The following is a 23,002-nucleotide window of genomic DNA, read 5'->3' on the forward strand; positions in this document are numbered from 1 at the left end:
CCGGGTCTTCTGAGCTTCTGTATTCAATGACATGGGATTGGCACCTCCTGCCACCGCTTCACCTTATCGCTGTCGATGAGGATGTGTCACGCTCGATGTGACGCGGTCGCGCGCGCCGAGATATGGCCTGGCATCGCGCGGATGGCTTGGTTTTACGTGAGTGTGGGTCGCGCGGACCTGGCGCGTCTCAGTCGCGGGCGTTGATCGTCCGCTCGATGTCGGTCAGCGCTTCCAGCTTGTCCGACATCTCCTTGAGCTGTTGCTTCAGCTTTTCGTTTTCCTGCTTCAGTGCCTGCGTGTCGTTGCTGCCGACATTCCCCCGGCTCCCGTTCGAGCCTCGCAGCGCGTAGAGCTGCCGGCGCTCCTCCAGCTCGTTCAACCACTGCTGCAGGAGGGGCTGCAGCCGGGGCGGTGCCGAGCCGATCGCTGCCTTGTAGAAGTTCGAGGCCTGGGCCCATTGGCCGGGGCCGTCCCAGGAGAGCACCACGGCACGCACGGCTTTCTGATCCATGCGGCTCTGACCAACCCGCTCCAGCACCTCGTCACGCCACTCGTCATCGCCTCGCTGCGCTTCCAGACCGAACGCGACCCAGGAATCGACCAGGCAGACATTGTCGGCGTAGGTGGGAATGTCACCACAGCCATATTGCCTGGGTTCGCCGGAAAGGGACTGGCAGCCCACTAGCGCCATCATGCCGAACAGGACGAGCGTCGTTCTTATCTGACTGACCATGTTTCTTTCCTTGCCTCACCGCCCGGAAACGTCTCGTCCGGCGCGGCCTCATTATCGTGTTGCGCTCCGCGCACCGGGGCGCTGGCCCATGGCAGCGTGAGCCGGAAGCAGACAGGCAATTCGGTGTCATCCACCAGCGCCAGCTGTCCATCCTGCAATCGGGCGCAGTCCGCGGCGACCGAGAGCCCGATACCGGAGCCCTTGAGCGGTCCCTTGCGACGCGCGCCGCCCTGATAGAACGCTTCGAACAGGTGCTCGCGGTCCGACTCGGCGATGGGATCCCCGCTATTGGCAACGTCCAGCGCCAGCCAGTCGCGCTGATGGGCGACACGAATCATCAATTCGCCACCGTCGCTACCATAGGCGATAGCGTTCGAAATCAGGTTGTCCAGCACTCGTGCCGTGCGTTCACGATCGGCCTGCCAGGTCAGCGGATGGTGTGGACTCTTGACCTGCATGCCTTTGCTGTCGAGCGCCAGGCGATGCTTGGCGAGAACCTCCTGAATGACCGTCGCCACATCGAACTGGGTGACCTTCATTCGACGACTGTTCTGCAGCAGATTGTAATCCAGAAGCTGCTCGATCAATGTCTGCAACTCCTGGCCATTTTCATCGATCAATCGCACGACCTCGCTCTGCCGCTCGTTGAGCTCTCCGGCCACGCCGTCGGACAACAGTGACGTGCCCTCGCGAACGCTGGCCAGCGGTGTTTTCAGCTCATGCGACATGTGGCGCAGAAACTGCTGCTTCTGCGCTTCGAGCTCGGACAATCGGCCCGACAACCAGGTCAGCCGCTCACCCAACTGGACCAGCTCGGCAGGCCCCTGGATGCGGGTGGGCGTGTCACTATGATCGCCGCTACCGAGACCGAAGATCCGTCGCTCGAGCTGGCGGATGGGGCGCGTGATCAGCCAGGTGAAGAACAGCATCAACATCAGACTGGCGGAAACGAGGGCGGCGGTCTGCATCCACAGCCGGGCCTTCACCGCATCGGCCTGTTCGCGGATATCGGCGATACGCGCGTCGATCAGGTCGTTGGTGGCGTCCCTCACCGCGTCGGACTCCGAGGCAAAACCCGAGAATCGCTGCAGGAACGCCCCCATATCGTCGACCGACGCCTGCGGCAGAACCCGGAGTTGCCGGAAGCGCTCGACCAGCGACTGAAAGTCGGGATTGTCGCGCATCAGAAGCTCGTGCTGTTCGAGCAGTTCACCGAACTGTTGGGCCTTCTCGTTGTAGATATCGCGCAGGCCCTCTTCTTCGATGACCGCGTATTGACGCGCGCTACGCTCCATCTGCAGCGCCAGCGAGCTCAGCATACGGGCACGGCGAGTCTCCTCGACGGCCTGCCGAGCGCTCTGGTCGGCCAGGGTCGAGAGCTGCGACAGCGCCTGTCCAGCCTGAAACATCAGCACGGCTATCGGCAACATGACGACGACGAATGCCAACAGTACCAGTTGCAAAAGCGAGCGAGGCCGCCAACGTCGGGAGAGCTCGGTGGTCATGGAATTCGCTCTATGCAGGATGCCCATTGGGGTCATGGATCGTTCCGCAAGGATAACATCTTTGTTGAATGCCCATTCGGGTCGAACCGTCGAGCGCATCTCCAGATCTCAGCCCCGCCAATCGACGATTGGCTCCGATCGTTCGCTGGGAATCCACTCAAAAAAAGAGGGCCGGCAGAGCCGGCCCAAGGTACGCAGGGAACTGAAGGGTCGAGAACGACCTTGAAATGCTGCCTGAATCAGCTATTCGAGACCGCTCCCGTGGCCCGAAGGCCCCGAAGCCGATATTCGACTGAGCCATTCAGGGGCTATCGAATATCGGGGCGGCGAACCGCCTGCTTCGTCTTCGGGCCGGCCGTCAGACCTGCGTTTGTCAAGCCTGACGACCGGCCGCAATGGGTCCCCTCTCGCGAGGGGGAAGGCATCCTTGCCGGGGCATCCTTGCCCAAGTGGTGCGTTTCCTTGCCCAATGGGCCGCACCCGTCTCATCGCAACCTAAGTCACACATCGCGTGGAGCAGACGCTGACGAACCCTGACGGCCCTGCACAGGGTAGTCGAAGAACCTGACAGGATTCGGCGAGACGATTCCGAAGACGTCGTCTCGTCGCTCTCGACAAGACTGTTGCGATAGCCGTGCCAGGTTTTTAAAAATCAAAAAATATCAATAACTTAAAAACACACCATTCCACCTTGCCGGACCACTGCCCGCCGATTGCCACGAAAGAACGAAAAAAAGGGCCAAACATGTCGTCTTTGACAGACGTTTTTTGGCCCTTTTTCATATATTTCAATGAAATCATCAGCTTGGCGCGTCTCCATTTGGAGACGCCATGGTGGAAAACTCACCGTTTCAGGTGTCGCTTTACAGCGACTTCAGCAAGACCTTGGAGCGCCGGGCCTGGTTGTAGGTCTCGCGCTTGAGGTCCGGCAGCGCTTCCGGCGTGGCGAGTGAAAAACCCCGCTCCACGAACCAGTGGGTGGTATGGGTCGTCAGGGCGAACAGTTGGGTGAATCCCCGGCGACGTGCGCGGCGCTCTATCTCCGCAAGCAGAGTCTCCCCTCGGTTCCCCCGGCGATAGTCGGTGTGCACGGCCAGACAAGCGAGTTCGCCCATCTTCGCCTCGGAGTAGCCATGCAGCGCCGCACAACCGATCGCCATACCGTCGCGATCGATCACCACGTAATCCTCGATCTCGTGTTCCAACCGCTCGCGGGTTCGAGCCACCAGCATGCCGCTGGCCTCGAGCGGCTTGAGCAGGGCCAGCAGGCCACCGACGTCATCCAGCATGGCCTGGCGCAGCAGCTCGTAGCGGTTCTGGGTGATCATGGTGCCGACGCCGTCGCGAGTGAACAGCTCGCCGAGCAGAGCATCGTGATCGCGCCACGAGAGCAGATGGGTACGGCCGACGCCGTGGCGAGCCGCATCGCAGGCGGCGCTCAAATGCCGGGAGAGTTCGCTGCCAGGGCTGGCCTGTTCGCGAAGGATGTCGGCTTCGTCGGGGGATAACTGGCGCTGCAACTGGCCACAGTCGTCGTGCAGCCCGGCCGACTCGCCAAGCAGAATCAACTTGTCCGCCTTGAGCGAGATCGCCACGTGCTGGGCGATTTCCGAGGCATCGAGGTCGAAGACCTCACCAGTGCGGGAGTAGCCCAAGGGAGGCAGAATCACCAGATTGCCGCCGGCAAGCAGGCTCTCGATGGCCTGACTGCGCACCCGGCGCACTTCCCCGCTGTGATCGAAATCCACACCACCGCGCACTCCCAGCGGCTTGGCCGTGACCAGATTGCCGGAAACCGCCGTCAGCTCCACGCCATGCAGCGGCGTGTTGGGCAGGCCCAGGGAGAGCTGAGCCTCCAGCTCGAGCCGGTGGGTCGCTGCGATCCGCTCGACATGATCCATGATTTCACGATCGGCCACCCAGCGTCCGTCGACACGAACCGGCTCGATACCGGCGGTCTCCAGTGCGGCGGCAACCTGGGGCCGAATGCCGTAGACGAGCGCCACCCGCACGCCCAGGGTGTGTACCAGCGCCAGATCCTGCAGCAATTGACCGCGTCGCGCCGACGCCATCGCCTCGCCTTCCACCAGAATGACGAAGGTCTTGCCGCGGTGGGCGTTGACGTAGGGCGATGAATGGCGAAACCAGTCGACGAAGGGAAAACGCGAGTCCAAGGGCTTGACGCTCCGGCAGTGGGCTGTGAGGCATGATCCGCGTGGGGCCTGCCTCAACTATACCAGAGCGGCTTGGGGCCGGTAGACCACGACCGGCATGCCCGGGCTGGTGGCCCGGCCTGCCGATCCCGAGCCGGCGCGGAGCGATCCGTCAGCCGAACATGCCCTTGAACATGAAGAAGAAGGCGATGGAGAGTAGCGCCCCCGCCGGCAGGGTGATGAGCCAGGAGAGCACGATCGAGCCGAGCACGCGCAGGTTGAGTGCTGCCATGCCGCGCGCCAGGCCGACCCCGAGCACGGCGCCGACCAGCGTGTGCGTGGTCGAGATCGGCAAACCGGTACCGGAGGCCAGCACGACGGTGGAGGCGGCGGAAAGCGTCGCCGCGAAACCGCGGCTCGGGGTCAGTTCGGTGATCCCGGTGCCGACGGTGGCGATGACCTTGTGGCCGTAGGTCACCAGGCCGACGACGATCCCGCCGCCGCCGAGCACCAGCACCCACCACGGCATGGTGGCCGAGCCGGTCACGCTGCCGCTGTTCTCGACCACGCTGATCACCGCCGCCAGCGGGCCGACCGCGTTGGCGACGTCGTTCGAGCCGTGAGCGAAGGCCATGGCGCAGGCCGTGAACATCATCAACACGCCGAAGATGCGCTCTACGCTGGAGAAGTCGTAGTTGCTGCGAGCACGCCGGTCGCCGCGGTTGATCCGGTTTTCCAGCAGCAGCCCCAACATCATGATGACGACGCCGAACGCCACCGCCAGCAGCAGGCTCTCGCCGAAGGTCAGATGTAGACCGACGTGGGACAACCCCTTGACCAAGGTCACCATCGAAACGATGAAGCCGACCAGGAAGATATATCCCGGCACGTAGCGCTTGGCCGCCGCGAACGGGTCGGGATTGTCGAAGATCAGCACCTGCACGGAACGGAACAGCATGAAGGCGAACACCCCCGCGATCAGCGGTGAGGTGATCCAACTGAGCGCGATCGTTCCCACCGACCCCCAGTTGACCGACTGGACACCGAGCCCGGCCACCGCGAACCCGACGATGGCCCCCACGATGGAGTGGGTGGTGGAGACCGGCCAGCCCTTCATGGAGGCAATCATCAACCACGAGCCGGCCGCCAACAGCGACGCCAGCATGCCGTAGATCAGCATCTGGGGGTCGCTCTCCAGCAGGCCGGGGTCGATGATGCCTTTGCGGATCGTTTCGGTGACCTGCCCCCCGGCCAGCCAGGCGCCGAGGAATTCGAAGATCACCGCGATGATGATCGCCTGCTTGATGGTGATCGCCTTGGAGCCGACCGAGGTTCCCATGGCATTGGCGACATCGTTGGCACCAACCCCCCATGCCATGAAGAAACCGAAAACACAGGCGAGAATGATGAAGACATCACCGTATTGCGCAATGATGGACATAGGCTTTGTTCGCTTGAGTGGCGTGACGAAGGCGTAGAATGACGAAGACCCGCTATCAGCGGGCCGTCAGTATCTGCAGGCGGCTACCCACGCGCTCGGCGCGGTCGGACAACTCGCCGATCCATTCGATGATTTTATAGAGGAAGATGACATCGACCGGCGGCAGTTCCGCTTCGAGCTGGAACAGCTGGCGGCGAATGTCGACCTGCTGATCATCGGCCTGGTGCTCGAGATCGTGCAGTTCCTTGATCAGTTCGTGCATCACGTCGGAGACATTGCGACCGAAGCCCGACTCGAGCAGGTCCTCGAGTTCTTCCAGCGCCTTGCGCGCCTGGTCGACGGTGTCCACGGCAGTCCGCAGATAATCGCGCATCGGCTCCGCCAGCGGCTCGGGAATGCTCATGTTGCGGCCGAGCATGATACCGGTGATATCCCGGGCCTTGTTGGCGATCTTGTCCTGGACGCTGATCAACTCCAGCAGGTCGGAACGCGATACCGGTAGAAACATGGTGTTGGGCAGGTTGAGGCGCAGTTGCGTCTTGAGTTCGTCCGCCTCGTGCTCGAGTCGGGTGATCGCCTCGCGATGCTTGCGCGCTTCTTCCCAGTCGCCCCCCAGCGCGGCATCGAAAAAAGGCAACAGCTGGCCGGCGCATTCGCTGGTCTTGACGATGTGAGCCAGAAGCGGCTGGAACGGCGATCGTCCAAACAGCGCCGAGAACGGGTTGGTACTCACCATAACGTGGCCTGGATGCGTTGGAAGTGGCGGCGCCAGTATAATGATTGCGTCTGGATGCGTCATGAAAAATTCATGTTACGCCCCGCGGCCCGGCTGTCGGGCAAATGACCTGGCCGCCGGCCCTGGAGGGGCCATTTCAGATCGGGCAACCAACGACCGGCCAACACCAGGAAGCTGCATGAGCGACGAGATCGAACTCAAACTGGCATTATCATCCGAGGGTCCTGCTCTCCTGATCGATCACCCACTGCTCCAAACGTTGACCTCCCGCATGGTCTCGCTGGGCAACCAGTATTACGACACCGCCGACTCGGCACTACGATCCCGACGCGTCGCGCTTCGTGTCAGGCGCCAGGGCGAGCAACGTCTGCAGACGCTCAAGAGCGCCGCTGAGAGCCATGGCGGCTTGTCGAGTCGCGGCGAATGGGAGTGGTCGCTGGACGGGGTCGAGTGCAATGCCGCCGGCCTCGACGTAAAGGGCCTTCGCGCACTGGAGCATCCCGCCCTTTCCGGACTAGCGCTGGAAACGCTTCACCCGGTCTTCACGACCGACTTCGAGCGTCGACTCTGGCGTTACCGGAATGACGACTGCGATATCGAGATCGCGCTGGACCAAGGCGGAATTCATGTCGGTGCGGCGACCCTACCGATCTGCGAGCTCGAACTCGAGCTCAAACGGGGCGATCCGGCATGCCTGTGGACACTGGCCGAGGCCTTGTGCGCACCAACCGGCTTCGCCGACGAGGCACTGCCGGCACGCCCGGCCAATCACAGCAAGGCCAGCAGAGCCTCCTGCCTCGCCAGCGGCTGGCCAGAGCCGGCCGCCCCCGGAGCCACGTCAGTGGATACGCTGATCGATGCCATCGACATTTGGCAGGACAGCCAAGACCCTGCCTGGCTTGCCAATGCCGAGGCCCAATGCGAACAGTTGGTCCAGCGGTGGACGATCGACAACGACGCCTCATGCCGAGAGGCCGGGGAGCGAATTCTGGTGAACCTGCGTCGGGGAATCGTTCCCTGGAGAAGCCGGGACTGGCTGGGCCTTCGACAACGAGCCGGATAGGAGCCGGACCGGTAGACGTCGGGAGGCCAGCGCCCGCCCGAACGCGATGGAATCGACGACCGCGCTGCCGTGACTGGCCTCGAGATAGTAGATGAGGACGCGCTAAGTCACCCCGATCATGGAAAGATCACTCAAGGGTCCGTTACCGCTCCGTTCGCGGTCCGAGGAGTCGCGACAGGGAGGACGACGGGCGATGACAGCCATCATGTTCGAAGTATCATTAGCATTATCGGCGTTCGAGCCATGAAATTGATCGCCGTATAGACTAATTGTCGAGCGCACTCGATGCGCCGCCTATCACCGGGGACAGGAACTGACTTGATGCAATCGGGCGATTCACTACTACGCAAGCGGCTGTTTCAGATCATCTTCGAATCGGACACACCGCAAGCGAAGGCTTTCGATATCGCGCTGATCACGCTGATCCTGGTGAGCGTAGCAACCGTCTTTCTCGATAGCGTGCCGGATCTGCATGAACGCTTCGGAAGAATATTCTATCTGGTCGAATGGGGGTTCACGCTGATCTTCACGCTGGAGCTGGCGCTCAGGCTCTACTGTCTTGACCGTCCCCTGCGTTACCTGCGCAGTTTCTATGGTGTCCTGGACCTGCTCGCCATTCTCCCGACATGGCTCGCCCTGTTCATACCCGGTGCGCAATCGCTGCTGGTAGTACGGGTATTGCGCGTGCTGCGCGTGTTCCGGGTCCTGCGGCTCATGGAGTTCGTCGGCGAGGGCCGCATGCTGATGGAGGCACTGCAGCGTAGCCAGCGCAAGATTCTGCTTTTTCTGACCACCATACTGCTGATCATCACGATCTTCGGTGCGCTGATCTACATGATCGAGCCACCGGAGGCCGGTTTCACCAGCATGCCTCGGGCCATGTACTGGGCGGTCGTCACCCTGACCACCGTCGGCTATGGCGATATCGCACCGGTGACGCCGCTGGGACAGTTCATCTCCGCCTTCATGATGATTCTCGGCTATTCGATCATCGCCGTCCCCACCGGGGTCTTCTCCGCCGAGGTGATTCGATCGATCCAGCGCGAGCGCTACTCCAACGAAGCCTGCCCCGGCTGCGGTCACGAAGGGCACGAGCGTGGTGCCAAGTACTGTCCTTTCTGCGGTACCTGGCTCGATGAGGAGACCCAGGATCCCAACGCGCCCCCACCCGAAACCTCCGAGACGGCGGCGGAATCTCCCGAGGAGCACGGCAAAGACGATTGATACCGCAGGGCGGCCGTATCGTTAACTTTTGTCATGATACTGTGACACAAGAACGACAAACTCCCACGATGCCGCGTCAGGCGGTTCGTCATCATCGGGAGTTGTCATGCCATCGCTTCGTCTTACGCTCCGCAGCGGCCTCGTCGTCACACTACTGCTGTTCGCGCTGTTGATGTCGGTCATCGGCGGCGGCAGCTACCTGGCCATGAAACAGGCGAGAGATGCCTTCGACTCGATCTATGCCCTCAATATCGTGCAACTCGGGGCGGCGCGGGAAATCTATGCCGCCCTGATGCAGACCCGAGTCCTGCTGGACAGCTATCAGACCGATTACAATCGCCTGCGCGTCAAGCCCGCCAAAAAGACCTGGGCGCAAGCGCAGGCCACCTTCGCGAGCGCGAAGCAGCGCCTCGCGGAAATCCCTCCGGCAGCCCCCGAATCGCCGGGCGGCGATCTCGCCGATCACTTCCGGGCACTGATCGACGAAGGCATCGAGCCCGGCTTCGATGCGCTGAAAGCGTGGGATGTCTCGGCCTACCAGTCCAGCGTAAACAAGGCCAACGAACTGACTACCGCGCTGGATGCGAGCCTCGCCAGCTTGACCTCCGCCGCCAACACCAATGCAGTATCGGGGGCGGCTGCCATGGAGCGTAACGTGCGCCACCTGCAGATCGGGCTGGCCACGGCGGCCTTGGTCACGCTGTCATTGATTCTGCTCGCCTTCTTCATGTTCCAGCGCCATCTATTGCGCCCGCTGGGCGACGTGAGACGACACTGCGCCAATATTTCCCAAGGCGACCTCAGTCGGCGTCTGTCGACCCGGGGAGTGAGGGAGATGCGGTTTCTCAAATCCGGCGTCGACGCGATGCAGGTCGCGCTACTGGAGCTGGTCTCGCAACTGCAACGGGAGAGTCGGGCGCTGCGTGATGACGCGCAGGAGTTGACCGAAGCCAGCCACACGCTGAACGATCAGAGCCGGCAGCAGGCTCAGGCACTCCAGCAGACGACCGCGAGCATGGAGGAGATCACCGCCACCGTCTCGCATACGGCGGATCATGCCGATCAGGGTCACGCGCTGTCGGAGGAGAACCGGCGCCGGATCGATTCCAGCGGCGACCAGATCTCCACGGCGGTCACCGAGATCGAAGCGGCCCGAGCCCGCTCCGAATCCTCGCTGGAAGTGATCGGGATGATCGATTCGCTAACCTTCCAAACCAATCTGCTGGCGCTCAATGCATCGGTCGAAGCGGCGCGAGCCGGGGCACAGGGCCGCGGATTCGCCGTGGTCGCCGCCGAGGTTCGCAGTCTGTCGGCGCGATCCGCCGAAGCCGCCAGAACCATCCGAGCGCAGATAGAGGGGACGCATCTCCAGGTCAAGAAGGGTGCTCAGGTACTGACCCAGGCCCAGGAGACGATGGCCACCGCCGTGCAGTCCGGCCATCAGCTCGGCGAGTTGCTGGAGGGTATCGCCCTCTCCTGCCAGCAGCAACGTGACGGCATCCGCCAGATCGACCTGGCCATCAATGCCATCGACATCGCCACCCAGCGCAACGTCGTACTGGCGGAACGCACGCTCAGGGCAACGCAGGATCTGGACGCCCGGGCGCAGCGCCAGCAGGAGCACTGCGGCCAGTTCAAACTGGAGACGCCAATGCCGGAACTCGATTCCGGGACGCCGGACACCACCGGGCCGGATAGCATGGCTCTGGCCGACGATCGCCCCTGCCACGAGGAGCAGAAAGCACTGCCGGTTTGAAAGCGACGCCGTCTCGCTCTAGGTTAGGTTCCGTCGGAAAAATCGGCGAAAACACGAATTGCATCGGAGCCACCGCGTGCTTCGAGCCGGTTTGTGACGCCCAATGGATGGGCGCAGCCACTTTTCGGACACGACCTGCAATGCTTCCCGGCCACCGTGCCGCCATTTCAGAAGGACACTTCAATGAACGAGACCAACAACGCGACCAACGCCACGACCAGGGCCAAGGGCCGACTCGCATGGATGGTGACGGCCGGTTTGATGTTGGGTATCGCTTCGACCTCTCAGGCCGCCGCCGATGAACCCTGTGCCCCCGAGGCCTACGCGATGGCCCTTCGCTATCAACAGCAGTCGGCCGAGATCGATGCACTGCAGCGACAAAGCTACGCCCTGGCTACGGCGAGATTGCAACAAAAGATCGCTGCCCATCCCGATGCGGACGACCTGGCGATCATGACCGACCTGGACGAGACAGTGATCGACAACTCGGCGCTACTCGTTCGCGACATGCAGGCCTGCCACGACTTTACCGGCTGGGATACCTGGAAGGATTGGGAGCGCGAAGGACACCCACGGCTGATTCCCGGCGCACGCAAGTTCCTGAATTACGCCGATTCCCGGGGAGTAACGATTTTCTACGTTTCCGACCGCTACGAAGAAAACAAGGCGTCAACGCTCGCGACACTCCGCTCGCTGCATCTGCCCCAGGTCAACGACGCCCAGGTCCGGCTGCTGGGTCCCTCGAAGGGAGAGCGCCGCGCCGCCATCGAGCGCGATCACGAGCTGGTCCTGCAACTGGGTGACTCGCTGGCGGACTTCTCCAGCGATTTCCATCACGCCAGCCTGAAGGACCAGCATCGGCTGGTGGCCGAGGACGATGCCCATTTCGGCGATGACTGGATCATGTTCCCCAACGCCAGCTACGGCAGTTGGAGCGACGCCGATCTCGAAGCGTGGGCGGCGCCACTGAAGAGTCGCTAGCGCGGGAGGCGGGACGCCACACGTCCCGCCCCGCCTCGATGGCGACCCGACCGCCGGCCGGGGGATCCGCTCAGCGGAAGGGGTCCGGGTCGCCGCGCCCTTCCCGCACGACCACGGGGGGAATCTCGCGCAGGTCGACCACCGTGGTCGGCTCCAGCTGGCAGGCGCCACCGTCGATGATCAGGTCCAGGTGGGCGCCGAGCCGCTCGCGAATCTCTTCCGGGTCGGTCATCGGCCAGGTCTCTCCCACCGGAATCAAGGTCACGCTCATCAGCGGTTCGCCCAGGGCATCGAGCAGCGCATGGGTGATCTTGTGATCCGGCACGCGCACGCCGATCGAACGGCGCTTGGGGTGCAGCAGCAGCCTCGGTACTTCGCTGGTCGCGCTGAGGATGAACGTATAGGCGCCGGGGGTGTGCGACTTGAGCAAGCGGAAGACGCTGTTGTCGACCTTGGCGTAGGTGCCGATCTCCGAGAGATCGGAGCAGACCAGCGTGAAGTTGTGACGATCGTCGAGCTGGCGTAACCACTTGATCTTCTCGATCGCCTTCTTCTCGCCCAAGCGACAGCCGAGGGCGTAGCCGGAGTCGGTGGGATAGGCGATCACACCGCCCTGACGCAGGATCTCGATGGCCTGGCCGATCAGACGCTTCTGCGGGTTCTGCGAATGAATCTGGAAGAATTGGGTCATCTCACGCTCTCCTGGAACCGCTATCGAAATCTGCCCAGCCCCCATGACCGCGGTCGATCACGGGGCGTCGTTGCTTTCGGGGTCGTTACTGCTTCACAGGGTAACAGACGCGGCGCTACTCGCCGCCGGCGAAGCGTCGCAGTGCCGGATGACACCAGACCGGCCTGACGTGGGAGCGCGGCGGCGGACTGATCGTTCCCGGAGACAGCGGGCCACCCGGATAATGGAAGTCGCTGCCGACGGATCCGTACAGCCCGTGGAAATCGAGCTGACGAGCCAGGTCGTGGGTCGTGTCGGGATTCTGATAGCCGCTGACCAGTTCCGCCGCTTCGCCGCCGGCATCGATGAAGGCCGAAAACATCAGGTCGCGCTTGCGCCGGGTCATGCCGTAACGCAGCGGGTGCGCGACGACGGCAACCCCCCCGGCATCACGAATCCACCCGACGACCGTGGCCAGCTCGGGCCAGTGCATCTTGACGTCGCCCCGCTTGCCGGCGCCCAGATAACGCTTGAACGCCGTTTTGACATCCGGAACCACGCCGGCGGCAACCAGCGCCGCCGCGAAATCCGGCCGCCCCAGTGGGCGCTCACTTCCCGCTTCCTGCCGTGCCCTGGCGAGACCATCGGCAAGGCCGACCTTCTCCAGGCGATGGGCGATCTCGCGGGCTCGCCTGTCGCGGGCGAGCCCCAGCGTCTTCAATCCCTCCTCCAGCGCCGGGGAAACCCCCTCGGGCAGAAGCGCCACGACATGCAGGGCGATACCGCGCCATTGGCAGGAGAGTTCGGCCGCCGCCAGCAGGGAAAGACCGTGATACCGGCATCGCTCATCCGCTTCCTCGACGCCATCGATCGTGTCGTGGTCGGTCAGGGCGACATGCGTCAATCCACGCGCGTGGCACAGATCCGCCAGCGAGGCGGGCGAGAGCTTGCCGTCGGAAGCTGTGGAATGGAGGTGCAGATCGATCCCTCGAATACCTTCCAGCGTATCGGACAGCACGGTCGAGCTGGCCTCGGGATCATCGGTGGGAAAAACGCTCATGGGCATGACGCCAGCCAGCGTCTTTGTCAGAATAGACTGACTATGGTGAGGGGCGCGGCGAACCGGGTCAATCGTCTCGCCGCCACCACCCGCCAGAGGCCCAGCCCGTATGAAACTGCTGTTCGACTTTCTGCCCATCGCGATCTTCTTCGCCGTCTATCATGTCAGCGGCGATATCATCACCGCCACGATGGTGCTCATTCCCGCCACCGTCGCGCAGTTGGGCATCGTCTGGTGGCGTCAGCGCCGCATCGAAAAGATGCTGCTGATCACCTCGATCATCGTGATCGCCTCGGCCACCGCGACCGTCGCGTTTCACAACCCGGCCTTCATTCAGTGGAAACCCACCGTCATCAATGCGCTGTTCGGCATCGCCTTTCTGCTCTCGCCTCTGTTCGGGGGCCAGACGCTGGCCCAACGGATGATGGGCAAGGCGGTATCGCTGCCGGCCGCGATCTGGCGGCGCCTCAACCTGGCGTGGGTGCTGTTCTTCTTCGCCATGGCCGCGCTCAACGTCTATGTCTTCAGCTACTACGACGAGGCGACCTGGGTCGACTTCAAACTGTTCGGCATGCTGGGACTGACCCTGCTGTTCGTGGTCGGCCAGGCCCTGTTCCTGGCCCGTCACCTCTCGCAATCACAATCGAAGGAAGGCTCCTGATGCTCTATGCCATTATCAGTGAAGATATCGACGACAGTCTGGAAAAGCGTCTCGCGGCCCGCCCCGAGCATCTGAAACGTCTGGAAGTGCTGAAAGACGAAGGCCGACTCGTGCTCGCCGGCCCCCATCCGGCCATCGACAGCGACGATCCGGGCAGCGCCGGCTTCAGCGGCAGCCTGATCGTGGCCGAGTTCGATTCGCTCGAGTCCGCCCGGCGCTGGGCGGACACCGACCCGTACGTCGCCGCCGGCGTCTACTCCCAGGTTCGGGTCAAGCCGTTCAAGCGGGTACTTCCGTAACCCGGTCTCTCCGATGGTGTGGTTATCCACAGCCTTTGGCGTGGCGGTTTTGCACACTTGCTGTGGATAACGCTGTTAAGATCCCGCGGACGTCTTCCTCCGTTCCCGATAAGCCGCTGCTTGGCGAAAAGTGTTCAATTTTCATACAACGCGCCTCCGGCGTCTCGTCACGGAGTCGCTCGATGGCACCCGAGCGTGGAAACCATGAACGACAAGTCGGTCCCTTCTCATCGCCAGGCCATACGACACGCCGAGCTCGACTGGCGAGCCGACGACGGCGACGTCGAGGCGCCGTTCTCGACCGCTTACGATGACGTCTATTTCTCTCGCCAGGATGGCCGAGAGGAGACGCGTTTCGTCTTTATCGACAACAACGATCTACCGCAGCGGTTGGCCACCTGGGGCGAGCCACGTCCGTTCACGATCGGCGAGACGGGCTTCGGCACCGGACTCAACATGTTATGTGCCTGGGCTTGTTTCGACGAGAACGCCCCCGCTGAGGCAAGACTGCACCTGATCTCGACCGAAAAACACCCGCTCACCCGCGATGCGCTGGAGCGCGCCTGGCGCAGTTGGCCGCAGCTAGCACGTCAGGCCGCTGCCCTGCTTGCCCAGTGGCCACCGGCGGTGGCGGGTGTCCATCGCCTGCAGTTGGACGACCGCGTCATCCTCGATCTGCACTTCGGCGATGCCGCCGATTGTCTCTCCCGCCTGGACGGCCGGGTCGACGCCTGGTTTCTCGACGGTTTCGCGCCGTCAAAAAATCCCGACATGTGGCGACCCGAACTGTTCACGGCCATGGCGACCGCCAGTCGGCCGGGAGCCACGTTCGCCACCTTCACCTGCGCCGGCTTCGTGCGTCGCGGCCTGGCCGAGGCAGGATTTCGCTGGCGCAAGGTGCCGGGGTTCGGTCGCAAGCGCGAGATGCTGCGAGGCGAGCACGCCCCCACCGCCCCGACCGCCGTCTCGCCTACGTCCCGGGCCCCCTCGGCCACAGCGGCCACGCCCTGGTTCCAACCGCCGCCGCCCAGGCCAGTCGACCATGTGGCGGTGATCGGCGCCGGTATCGCTGGTACCAGCGTGGCAGCGGCACTGGCGCGCCGGGGCAGTCGGGTGACCCTGATCGATCGCGGGGGCATCGCGGCGGGTGCGTCCGGCAATCCCCAGGCCGCGCTCTACGTCAAGATGGCCATCGAGCCCAACCTCCAGAGCCGGTTCTATCTCGCCGCGCTGCTCTACACCCAGCGCTGGCTGGCGCGCCTCGATCCCGAGCGTCGCTGGTGGTCGGACTGCGGGTTGCTGCAGCTGGCCGGGAAAGCCGGCGACGTCGAGCGCCAGCGACGTTTCCTGGCTCATTACGACCTGCCGCCATCCGTCGTGGCCGCCAGCGCCCCCTCTATGGTTACGGCGCTCGCTGGCGTGGAACTGCCCCGGCATGCACTGCACTATCCACTGGCGGGCTGGGTCGACCCTGTGGCGCTTTGCCACCATCTCGCAGCGACATCCGGCGTCGAGATTCGTCGGGCCGAGCTCAAGTCGCTGCGGGAAACGGAAGCCGGCTGGCAGCTAGCATTGGGACAGGACTCGCTTAACGTCGATCAGGTCGTGTTCGCCACCGGTCACGCCAGCCGCCACTGGCTCGACGGACTGCCGATACAGCCGGTCCGTGGCCAGATATCCACAATGTCGTTGGCACGAGGTTCCGGATCCGGGACAGTCCCCTCGCTGGATCGCATTCTCTGCGCCGAGGGCTATGTCATGCCGCCTCGCGATGGACGGCTGATCTTCGGCGCGACCTTCTCACCCAACGACGATGACGACACCGTGCGAAGCTCGGATCATCGGCGCAATCTCGAGGAACTGGCGCGCATGGTACCCACGCTGACCGAGTCGCTCGCGGACCGCTCCCCCGCAGCGTGCGGCGGCCGTGCCAGCGTCCGCGCCGCCAGTCCGGACAAGACGCCTTACGCCGGACCGCTGCCCGAATTCGATCGCTGGCGCCAGGACTATGCCGCCCTGAGCAAAGACGCCAAGCGTTCGTTCAGCCAACCGGGCAGCCACTATCCGGGGCTATGGATGAGCACGGCACACGGCTCCCGAGGCATGGTCAGCGCCCCGCTGTGCGCCGAACTGATCGCCTCCAGGCTCCACGACGAACCGATGCCTCTGGAGCGCGAACTGGTCGATCATCTGCATCCCGGACGGCGGATCATCGCCGATCTGATTCGAGGCCGCTGATCCGAGCGGCGGGCAGTTGAACTCGAGGCCTGAACGGTGGGCATGGACTCAGGGAGTTGGAGCGCCGGTTTCCCCCAGGTTGGCCAGCGTATCGCCATCGAGGCAGCGATAGGTGAAGGAGGGGCGACCGATCTGGCCGTAGTGAAAAGACTCCTCGAGCACGCCACGATCCACCAGGTGCTTGAGGTATTTCCGCACCGATACCCGTGACATGCCAGTATTCTCGCTCAACGTCTCGGTGGTGAAAGGTGCCCCCGCCCGCTCGGCGACGGCCCTGGCGACCTGGGACAGGGAGTTGGCGGTCAGACCCTTGGGCAGATCACCGGGGCGCGCCGGTTGCGCCGCGGTCGCCTCTCGACGAAACAGCGCGTCGAGATCCCGCTGGTGCGCGCGCGCGGGTAGCCGGGACAGCCGCTGATGCGTGTCCAGGCAGCGAGTCAGGGCTTCCTTGAAGCGCTCGAACTCGAACGGCTTGACCAGATAGTCGCTGACGCCCAGGTGCTTGGCCTCCCTCACGGTTTCCATTTCCGAGGCTGCCGTGATCAGCACGATCTGGATATCGCGGGCCTGGCGACGCAGATCTCGCACCAGCGACAGGCCATTGTGCTCGCGGAGATAGACATCGAGCAGCAGCAGGTCCACATTCTCCCGCGCCAGAATCTCTCTCGCCGCCGGCAGGTCCTCGCACTGGGCGGCCAGGTCGATGCCTTCGATGCGGTTGAGAAACTCGACATTGAGCCGCATTACCATCGGATCGTCTTCCACGACCAACACGCGCATGGATCAAGTCACTCCGTCGGTTACCTGCATTACGTCCATCGCATAAGGCACGGTCACTTCGACGAGCGTGCCGCGCCCTAGCGTCGAATAGAGTGCCAGCGTACCACCTAGCGATTCCACATGGGCCTTGACCATGGCCAGCCCATAGCCGCGCCCCGCCCCCTTGGAAGAGACGCCCTGCTCCACGGCAAGCTGCTGCTGGTTGTCACTCATCCCTTTGCCGTTGTCCGATACATGCAAGGAGAGCGCGCCAGCGTCGACGCCCAACGTCAGGCTAACCTGGCGCGTCTCGCGACCGGCGACCGCCTCGAAGGCGTTTTCCAGCAGATTGCCGATGATGGAGACCAGCAGATGAACGGCCTCGCTTTCGTCGGGCGTCGGAATTTCGCTCTGCAGATCAATATCGAGTTCGACCCGTCGCTCTCTCGCCTCGCTCCCCTTGGCCAGGAGAAAGCCCGCCAGCACGGGATCCCGGACCCCGGCGACCCGCGCCGCGGCCGGCGCGATCAAGGTGTCGTCGAGCTCCCGCAGATAACGCTCCAGACGACCCAGATCGCGCAGCTGTACCAGTCCGAGGATGACGTGAAGCCGGTTCTTGAACTCGTGGGTGGACGCGCGCAGTGCTTGAGCGTATCGACTGACACCGGTCAACTCCTCGGCCAGCCGGTTCACTTCGCTACGGTCCCGTAACGTCACCACGCTGCCCCCCGCGCCCCGGTCGCCCCGGATAGGCACACGGTTGACGATCAAGGCGCGTCCGTTCAGCGTCAAGCGCCGATTGAGTGCAGGCGTGCCCCTGTCGAACAGTTCTCTGAGCGTGGATGCCGGTATTCCCGAGCCATCGCCAGCGCCCGCCGGATCCAGCAACTCGCCAGCGGCCGGGTTGACCATGGTGATCGCCGAATCGCCATCGATCGCCAGCACCCCCTCGTGCAGCGAAGCCAGCATGGCCTGACGCTGCTGCACCCATTGGGATATCTGGTGGGGCTCGAAGCCCAGCAGGATGCGTTTGATATATCGCGCCAGACACCAGGCGCCCGAGGCACCGACCAGCATCAGCAACACGATGCCCAGCAGCAGCACTTGACGCCGCTCGGCCAGCAGTAGCCCGACCCGCGTCAGAGTGACTCCGGTGGCAACCGCACCGATCACCGCCCCCTGCGCATCGAGCACGGGCGAAAACCCTCGGATGCTGACGCCCAAGGTGCCTTCGGAGCGGGAGACATAGGATTGACCCTTCAGCGCGGGCCCCTCGTCGCCACCGCGGAAATGACGTCCGACCTCGTCGGGATCGGGATGCGTCAGGCGCAGATGGTCCCGATCCATGACGGTGATGAAATCGACGCCCAGCCGATCGCGCAGCTTCTCGATCTGCTGACGCAGTTCGGAGTCGGGGTTACGGACGATGGGCGTGGCCATGAGCGCGGCCCGCACGTCGTCACGATCGGCCAGCACCGCCGCTAGCCCCATCACACGCTCCCCCTGGGCCTCCTCCAGATTGGCGCGAAGCTGGTAGTTGAACAGCAACAGGGCAACGCCAAGTGTCAGCACAATCATGCTGGCGACCAGGACGGATATCTGGGCACTCAGACGCAGCCGCTTCACGCTTCATCCTCGGCCGACAGGCGCGGTATGGAGACATCGCCAGCGTGCCCGTCGCATCGGGCCAATCCGGAATTCATCCCTCACTCCTTGCTGTAGGCACCGGCAGGAAGAACTCCCTCCGGGATATCGACCATGGTCGAGCGCCGATTAGACCATGGTGGTATACCTTCTGACCTGGGGGTGTGCCGTGCATGGCCCCATGTCTTTCAATAGTTTCTAAAGGCTTTAATAATTTCATAAAACTTGGTCGACACCTCGAGGCCTCTATCCTCGGCAGCGTACCGCCCATCGGGGCAAGAATACCGCCTACCGCCCTTTGGGCGGCAATCCTTGGGGAGCCAACCATGACTTCAACCGTGACGCAAACCGCGACGTCCGTTTCCGGGCGTCGCGACAGCTGGCTGTCGACGCCGATCTTCGGCATTCCCTTTCCACTCTTCGCCATCGCGACCGGGGTTCTCGTCATCTCCATGGCGACGGATACCATCCCGACCGGCATGATCGGTGCCCTGCTGGTGATGATGATTCTGGGCGAACTGATGGGGTTCATCGGCGATCGCCTGCCGATCATCAAAAGCTATCTGGGTGGCGGCGCCATCCTGGCCATCTTCGGTGCCGCGGCGCTGGTCTACGTGCAGTGGCTGCCGACCGGTGTCGTTGACAACGTGACCCAGTTCATGAAGAGCGGTGGCTTCCTCAACTTCTACATCGCCGCGCTGATCACCGGGAGCATCCTGGGCATGGACTCCCGCGTTCTGGTCAAGGTCGGCTCGCGCTACGCCCTGCCGCTGATCTGCGCCGTACTGTTCGCAGCGCTTTTCGCGATCGCCGTCGGCTGGATCATGGGCTTCTCGCCCCAGGACGCGGTCGTGGTCATCGCTCTGCCGATCATGGGCGGCGGCATGGGCGCCGGTGCGGTACCGATGAGCCAGATCTACGAGCAACTGTTGGGCCAGCCGGCCAGCTACTACATCTCCATTCTGGTACCGGCACTGGCGCTGGGTAACGTCTTCGCCATCATCATCGCCGGCCTGCTCAACGGCCTGGCAAATCGCATGCCGAGCCTCACCGGCAACGGCCAGATGATGCCGGGCGTCGAGATCGAAGAGCGCGAAAGCAAGCCGGATCTCTCCAAACTGGGCATCGGCGTCGTCGCCGCACTTACCTTCTTCGTCGCCGGCGAAATCCTGGGCGGATTCATTCCGCTCCACCCGTACGCGCTGATGATCATCCTGGTCGCCGTGCTCAAGATCGCCAACGTGGTGCCGGAATCGATCAACGATGCCGCGGCGCAGTGGTTCCAGTTCGTCGCCAAGAACTGGACCTTCGCCCTGCTGTTCGGTATTGGCATCGCCTACACCGATCTGGGCCAGGTGATCGACGCAATCTCCATCACCTACGTGATGATCGTGTTCGCGGTCGTCGCCGGCGCGGCCTTTGGTGCCGGCCTAGTCGGCAAGCTGGTCGGCTTCTACCCGATCGAATCCGCGATCACCGCCGGGCTGTGCATGGCCAACATGGGTGGCACGGGCGATGTCGCCGTGCTCTCCGCCGCCAAGCGCATGCAACTGATGCCGTTCGCGCAGATCTCGTCGCGCCTCGGCGGGGCGCTGATCCTGCTGATCTCCAGCATCGTGGTACCGCTGTTCTTTACCTGATCTCTAGCGATGGCCAGCCAAGTGACGGCATGGCCATGTAAACCGGCGCCCCCGTTGTGAACGGGGGCGCCGTTTCGATTCATGCCGAGTTCTCCTCGACGGACGCTCAGTCCTCCTCCTCGTCGTCGGCGACATCGCGGCCGAAACCGCGCCACTGAGCCAGGGTCATCACCTCGGTGCTCTCGGTCTGCAGGTCGTGCACGATCAGCAGCTCGCTTCGTTCCAGCTGTCGTTTGAGATCACGTACCCAGTCGTGCATGTCCGTCGCCACGTCGGTGGTGTCGTAGCCCTGCCGCGTGACGAACGTTTCGAGCAGAGCGTCCAGCGTCTCCGCCGGCAGCATGCGATGCGGGATTTCGATAAAGCGTCCGCTCATGCTCCTGTCTCCCACTTTTCCAGCCGTTCGATGAATGTCGCCTCGTCGATCACCTCGACATCCAGCTCCTCGGCCTTGGCCAGCTTGCTGCCGGCGCCGGGCCCGGCGACGACGGTCGCGGTCTTTTTGGAAACGCTACCGGCGACCTTGGCACCGAGCGCTTGCAGGCGCTCCTTGCCTTCGTCCCGCGTCATGCTCTCGAGGCTACCGGTCAGCACCCAGGTCTGGCCGGCCAAGGGTTGAGGTCGATCAGCAATCTCGATTTCCTCCCAGGTAACACCAACGCTTTGCAGGTCCTCGAGGGTTTCCTGATTGTGAGGCTGACGGAAGAAGGTGTAGATGTGCCGGGCGACGACCGGGCCCACGTCCTCGACCGATTCCAGTGCATCCAGAGACGCCTCCGACAGTGCCTGCAGCGAGCCGAAATGGCGCGCCAGATTGGCCGCGGTGGCCTCGCCCACTTCACGAATCCCGATCGCGTAGACGAATCGCGCCAAGGTCGTCCGTTTGGCGGCATCGAGCGAGGCGACCAAGTTGTTGGCGGATTTCTCCGCCAGCCGGGGGAGCTCCGCCAGCCGCTCGGCCCGGAGCCGGAACAGATCGGCCGGGGTCTTGACCCATTCGCGTTCAACCAGCAGGTCGATCAGCTTCTCGCCAAGACCGTCGATATCCAGCGCGCGGCGGCTGGCAAAATGCTTCAACGCCTCCTTGCGCTGCGCGGGGCAGAACAGGCCACCGGAACAGCGGGCGGCGACTTCGCCCTCGAACCGTTCGATCTGCGAGCCACAGACCGGACATTCGGCGGGCATCTCGATGGCTCGGGTATCGTTCGGGCGCTGCGATTCGACAACACCCACGATCTGCGGGATTACGTCACCGGCACGGCGCACGATCACCGTATCGCCGATGCGCACGCCGAGACGTTCGATCTCGTCCATGTTGTGAAGCGTGGCGTTGGAGACGGTCACACCGGCGACCTGCACCGGCTCCAGCTTGGCGACCGGCGTCAGCGTACCGACCCGGCCGACCTGAAAGGCCACGTCGTTGAGCGTCGTGGTCTGCTCCTGCGCCGGATACTTGAAGGCAATGGCCCAGCGTGGCGCACGCGAGACGAATCCCAACTCGCGCTGAGCGCGCAGGCTGTCAACCTTGAGTACCGCACCATCGATATCGTAGTCGAGCCCTTCCCGACGCCTGCCCAGCGATTCGCAGAATTCGACGACACCGCTGGCGCCTTCGACCACGTCGAGCAGCGGGCTGGTCCGGAATCCCAGTTCACGCAGGCGCTTCAGGTAATCGGAATGGGACTGGGCGTCATCGTCCCCCTCCAGTCGGGCTACCTGATAGGCGCAAAATTCCAGCGGGCGCTGGGCCGCAATCGATGAGTCCAGTTGGCGAAGGCTGCCGGCGGCCGCATTGCGCGGGTTGGCGAAGACCTTGTCGCCCCTCTCTCTCGCGCGCTCGTTCATCGCCTCGAAGCCGGAGTGGCACATATAGACTTCGCCACGCACCTCGATCAGCGACGGTACCGATTTGCCACGCAGCTTGAGCGGTATGGAATGAATCGTGCGCAGATTGAGCGTGACATCTTCGCCGGTGCGTCCATCGCCACGAGTCGCACCCTGAACCAGTTGCCCGTTCTCGTAGACTAGCGAAACGGCCAGGCCGTCGAGCTTGGGTTCGCAGCAGAACACGAGCGTTTCGACGTCGTCTTCGAGCTTGTCGGCCGCACGCTTGACGAAGGCTCGTAGCTCCTCCTCGTTGAAGGCGTTATCGAGAGAAAGCATCGGCACCGCGTGGGTGATTTCCCGAAAGCGATCGGCAGGCAATGCGCCGACGCGCTGGGTCGGGGAATCCGGCGTCACCAGATCGGGATGCTCGGCTTCCAGCGACTGCAGCTCACGCAGCAGCTTGTCGTACTCGGCGTCGGTGATCTGCGGCTGATCTTCGACGTGGTAATGGTAGTTGGCATCATCCAACTGCTGGCGCAGGGCACTGGCCCGTTCGCGGACCGTTGGGGGAATCTGGCTCATGGCGCTCGGTTCGATCGCTGCTCAAAAAGT

Annotated in this window: 19 protein-coding genes; 8 read left to right on the plus strand and 11 right to left on the minus strand. The window is 63.4% G+C overall.

What is annotated here, in order from left to right; all coding sequences use genetic code 11:
• Positions 1–187: 187 nt before the first annotated feature.
• The 5 genes from F0A16_RS19205 to F0A16_RS19225 all read right to left on the minus strand — a co-directional run bounded on the left by F0A16_RS19205 (position 188) and on the right by F0A16_RS19225 (position 6,568).
• On the minus strand, positions 188–733 hold the full coding sequence (locus F0A16_RS19205) for a hypothetical protein (protein WP_149437263.1): 546 nt from the start codon (positions 731–733) through the stop codon (positions 188–190).
• Positions 718–2,238 carry a sensor histidine kinase gene (locus tag F0A16_RS19210; RefSeq protein WP_149437266.1) on the minus strand — a complete coding sequence of 507 codons (1,521 nt, stop codon included), beginning with the start codon at positions 2,236–2,238 and terminating at the stop codon, positions 718–720. Before F0A16_RS19210 ends, F0A16_RS19205 begins: the two co-directional genes overlap by 16 nt.
• Before the next feature lie 863 nt (positions 2,239–3,101).
• A complete protein-coding gene (argA, locus tag F0A16_RS19215) occupies positions 3,102–4,412 on the minus strand; it encodes an amino-acid N-acetyltransferase (protein WP_149437268.1) in 1,311 nt (436 codons plus the stop codon).
• Between the two features lie 151 nt (positions 4,413–4,563).
• Positions 4,564–5,832 carry an inorganic phosphate transporter gene (locus F0A16_RS19220; protein WP_149437269.1) on the minus strand — a complete coding sequence of 423 codons (1,269 nt, stop codon included), beginning with the start codon at positions 5,830–5,832 and terminating at the stop codon, positions 4,564–4,566.
• Between the two features lie 55 nt (positions 5,833–5,887).
• Entirely contained in the window at positions 5,888–6,568 is a 681-nt protein-coding gene (locus F0A16_RS19225; protein ID WP_149437271.1) for a TIGR00153 family protein, read from the minus strand.
• Positions 6,569–6,746: 178 nt separating this feature from the next.
• Between F0A16_RS19225 and F0A16_RS19230 the strand changes: the two genes are divergently transcribed.
• The 4 genes from F0A16_RS19230 (at position 6,747) to F0A16_RS19245 (ending at position 11,592) form a co-directional block, all read left to right on the plus strand.
• On the plus strand, positions 6,747–7,631 hold the full coding sequence (locus F0A16_RS19230; RefSeq protein WP_187776080.1) for a CYTH domain-containing protein: 885 nt from the start codon (positions 6,747–6,749) through the stop codon (positions 7,629–7,631).
• A gap of 321 nt (positions 7,632–7,952) precedes the next feature.
• On the plus strand, positions 7,953–8,855 hold the full coding sequence (locus F0A16_RS19235; protein WP_149437275.1) for an ion transporter: 903 nt from the start codon (positions 7,953–7,955) through the stop codon (positions 8,853–8,855).
• Between the two features lie 106 nt (positions 8,856–8,961).
• Positions 8,962–10,611, plus strand: a complete 1,650-nt coding sequence (locus F0A16_RS19240; RefSeq protein WP_149437277.1) for a methyl-accepting chemotaxis protein — start codon at positions 8,962–8,964, stop codon at positions 10,609–10,611.
• 183 nt (positions 10,612–10,794) lie between these two features.
• Positions 10,795–11,592: a 5'-nucleotidase, lipoprotein e(P4) family gene (locus tag F0A16_RS19245; RefSeq protein ID WP_338100617.1), complete on the plus strand. Its 798-nt coding sequence runs from the start codon at positions 10,795–10,797 to the stop codon at positions 11,590–11,592.
• Between the two features lie 70 nt (positions 11,593–11,662).
• Here the strand turns inward: F0A16_RS19245 and F0A16_RS19250 are convergent, their stop codons facing one another.
• On the minus strand, positions 11,663–12,283 hold the full coding sequence (locus tag F0A16_RS19250) for an L-threonylcarbamoyladenylate synthase (protein ID WP_149437279.1): 621 nt from the start codon (positions 12,281–12,283) through the stop codon (positions 11,663–11,665).
• A gap of 115 nt (positions 12,284–12,398) precedes the next feature.
• On the minus strand, positions 12,399–13,322 hold the full coding sequence (locus F0A16_RS19255) for a PHP domain-containing protein (protein WP_187776081.1): 924 nt from the start codon (positions 13,320–13,322) through the stop codon (positions 12,399–12,401).
• Between the two features lie 109 nt (positions 13,323–13,431).
• On the opposite strand from F0A16_RS19255, the gene F0A16_RS19260 reads away from it, so the two are divergent.
• The 3 genes from F0A16_RS19260 (at position 13,432) to mnmC (ending at position 16,520) form a co-directional block, all read left to right on the plus strand.
• Positions 13,432–13,983, plus strand: coding sequence for a septation protein A (locus F0A16_RS19260; RefSeq protein WP_149437281.1), 552 nt, complete (start codon positions 13,432–13,434; stop codon positions 13,981–13,983).
• Positions 13,983–14,282 (plus strand): YciI family protein, encoded by a 300-nt coding sequence (locus F0A16_RS19265; protein WP_149437283.1) that lies wholly within the window; start codon positions 13,983–13,985, stop codon positions 14,280–14,282. The genes F0A16_RS19260 and F0A16_RS19265 overlap by 1 nt, the downstream gene beginning before the upstream one ends.
• 204 nt (positions 14,283–14,486) lie before the next feature.
• On the plus strand, positions 14,487–16,520 hold the full coding sequence (gene mnmC / locus F0A16_RS19270; RefSeq protein ID WP_149437285.1) for a bifunctional tRNA (5-methylaminomethyl-2-thiouridine)(34)-methyltransferase MnmC2/FAD-dependent 5-carboxymethylaminomethyl-2-thiouridine(34) oxidoreductase MnmC1: 2,034 nt from the start codon (positions 14,487–14,489) through the stop codon (positions 16,518–16,520).
• A gap of 48 nt (positions 16,521–16,568) precedes the next feature.
• Here the strand turns inward: mnmC and F0A16_RS19275 are convergent, their stop codons facing one another.
• On the minus strand, positions 16,569–17,300 hold the full coding sequence (locus F0A16_RS19275) for a response regulator (RefSeq protein ID WP_149437287.1): 732 nt from the start codon (positions 17,298–17,300) through the stop codon (positions 16,569–16,571).
• A 3-nt stretch (positions 17,301–17,303) separates the two neighbouring features.
• Positions 17,304–18,905 (minus strand): ATP-binding protein, encoded by a 1,602-nt coding sequence (locus F0A16_RS19280; RefSeq protein WP_239023894.1) that lies wholly within the window; start codon positions 18,903–18,905, stop codon positions 17,304–17,306.
• A gap of 344 nt (positions 18,906–19,249) precedes the next feature.
• On the opposite strand from F0A16_RS19280, the gene F0A16_RS19285 reads away from it, so the two are divergent.
• Entirely contained in the window at positions 19,250–20,563 is a 1,314-nt protein-coding gene (locus F0A16_RS19285; protein WP_149437289.1) for a 2-hydroxycarboxylate transporter family protein, read from the plus strand.
• A 106-nt stretch (positions 20,564–20,669) separates the two neighbouring features.
• Here F0A16_RS19285 and F0A16_RS19290 read toward each other — a convergent pair whose 3' ends face one another.
• Together F0A16_RS19290 and ligA are read right to left on the minus strand one after the other, a co-directional pair.
• Entirely contained in the window at positions 20,670–20,939 is a 270-nt protein-coding gene (locus F0A16_RS19290; protein WP_149437291.1) for a YheU family protein, read from the minus strand.
• On the minus strand, positions 20,936–22,972 hold the full coding sequence (gene ligA / locus F0A16_RS19295; RefSeq protein WP_149437294.1) for an NAD-dependent DNA ligase LigA: 2,037 nt from the start codon (positions 22,970–22,972) through the stop codon (positions 20,936–20,938). The genes F0A16_RS19290 and ligA overlap by 4 nt, the downstream gene beginning before the upstream one ends.
• Positions 22,973–23,002: the final 30 nt, after the last annotated feature.

The organism is Salinicola corii, from assembly GCF_008298015.1.
Classification (GTDB): domain Bacteria; phylum Pseudomonadota; class Gammaproteobacteria; order Pseudomonadales; family Halomonadaceae; genus Salinicola; species Salinicola corii.